Origin of the sequence: Schinkia azotoformans LMG 9581 (assembly GCF_000307855.1) — a bacterium.
GTDB classification, from domain to species: domain Bacteria; phylum Bacillota; class Bacilli; order Bacillales; family Bacillaceae_J; genus Schinkia; species Schinkia azotoformans.
This window is the reverse complement of record NZ_AJLR01000071.1, coordinates 1-735: the sequence shown is the minus strand read 5'-3', so window position 1 is coordinate 735 and position 735 is coordinate 1. Positions and strand designations below refer to the sequence as shown.

At 35.2% G+C, this 735-nt stretch carries 1 pseudogene; it reads left to right on the top strand.

The window, feature by feature from the left end:
• Nucleotides 1-44: 44 nt before the first annotated feature.
• Nucleotides 45-142, top strand: a pseudogene (locus BAZO_RS23510) (IS6 family transposase); the annotation flags it as partial.
• Nucleotides 143-735: the final 593 nt, after the last annotated feature.

Here is a 735-nt window from a genome sequence, read left to right as displayed (position 1 = left end):
CAGTCTTTGCAACAGAACCAGGCAAACAATTTCCAAAAGACGTGATGATTGTAGCTGTAGCTTATTATTTGCGTTACAATTTGAGCTATCGTGAAGTACAAGAGATGCTTTTTATGACCGAGGAATTAATGTATGCCATACGTGCTATCTTTCCATTTGACGGAAGAGATAAATACTTAACTCTATTAAAAAAATCAAAGTAACCACGACCGCAAGGGATTTTTCCTAAAGGCAGAACGTCCGATTTTTTCAATTGAGGTGTACAAGCGGAGCGACAAAAGCGAACAGGGAGACTTTATGCTATAATGAGTTTAAAGAAAACTGACACGCAGAGCATGCGGTTAAATTGTTCCATAGAGAAGTCTAATTTCTTGATGAGTGGTTGACGCATCTATGCCACATAAAAAAACGAAGCGGTGCAAGCAGAGTGGGGACTACGGCTTAACCACGAAATACCAATCTGTGCCGATTGATGATTTGATTTTAGGTTTAAAATAAAAAAGTTGCTGACAATAAGTTGGTGGCTTTTTTATTTTTTTAAGACAAAAATTTACTGTTAGGAATGTAAACGTATAATTAGAAAACACTTATAAAAAGAGGTAAGATATCCCTATAAGATATAAGGGCGCACTTACATACCATGAAAAATCATGGTATAAAATGCCAATATTTTAGATTAAACGTGTTGGAAAAACTCGCTTTGCTCATGTAAATAAAAACGTTATAAAGTATTGT